The sequence below is a fragment of the Campylobacter concisus genome, assembly GCF_002912895.1.
GTDB lineage: Bacteria > Campylobacterota > Campylobacteria > Campylobacterales > Campylobacteraceae > Campylobacter_A > Campylobacter_A concisus_G.
The window spans coordinates 1-1,042 of record NZ_POZX01000001.1; the positions used below are offsets into that span (position 1 = coordinate 1).

Consider the following 1,042-nt stretch of genomic DNA (forward strand, 5'->3'; position numbering starts at 1 on the left):
CTACTTCTAACAAGTATATTTTTAATAGCTTGCTCAGCTAATCAAGCAAACAAAAAGATAAGTAACTCTGAACTAGAAAACTTAGCTAAACAATATGGTGGAGTATATATATTTGATGAGAAATTTGAGAAAGAGATAGAAATTAAAGAAAAGTTAAGAAGAGAAGCAGAACTAAAAATAATAAATGCTTCTACGACTGATGCTGAAATGAGAAAGAATTTAAAAGGCTTTGATGAGAAATATCCTCAAACCCTCTCAAATGGTAAAAGATACTACACTCGCTGGATATATTATGAAAACCAAACTGGTAAGAAAGCCAAAACTTCTGAAGTCTATATAAATAAAATAATTGAGTTTATAGGTTTAGAAAATTTTAACAAAGAAAAACCATATTTAGATTTAGGAAAATTATATGTAGATGATAATGGAGAAATAGTTCCTATAAGCATAGATGTTTATTATGAAACATATAGCACTAAATATGGCTTATTTGGAGATGAAGGAATGGGAATAAGCTTTAGTAAAAAAAGTATAGTTCCAGTAAGCGGTGGAAACAAATTCATTCTAACAAACAACAAATTCATAAAAGCAAACAAGGACAAGTAAGTGCAAACTAAAAAATCAAATAAAGAGCTAATAAATTGCTTTAAAGACTATATTGATATAGCTGATGCAAGTTATGCAATGCTTCATAATGTATTTGAGAATGAAAGAAATGGACTTGATGAGCTTTATGATAAATAAAATAAGCTATGAAAATACCCGAAATAAATTTTTATCTGCATAATAAATTTTAATAAACCCCAAACAGCACATAATAAATTAATAATATTATAAATACAATAACAATAAAATATCCAAACTAAAATTTCAAACATAAAAGGATAATCAATGAAATTTCTAGCTATAACACTCTTACTTCTAACAAGTATATTTTTAATAGCTTGCTCAGCTAATCAAGCAAACAAAAAGATAAGTAACTCTGAACTAGAAAACTTAGCTAAACAATATGGTGGAGTATATATATTTGATGAGAAATTTG

General features: G+C 26.8%; 2 protein-coding genes. Both read left to right on the top strand.

The genetic code is table 11. The features are described 5' to 3' along the window. Positions 1–606, top strand: a 606-nt coding sequence (locus tag CYP51_RS00005) for a tRNA 2-selenouridine synthase (protein WP_103623882.1), incomplete at its 5' end; no start/stop codon positions are given. After that, positions 607–744, top strand: coding sequence for a diadenosine tetraphosphate hydrolase (locus tag CYP51_RS00010; protein ID WP_085657902.1), 138 nt, complete (start codon positions 607–609; stop codon positions 742–744). It begins immediately after the preceding gene. Positions 745–1,042: the final 298 nt, after the last annotated feature.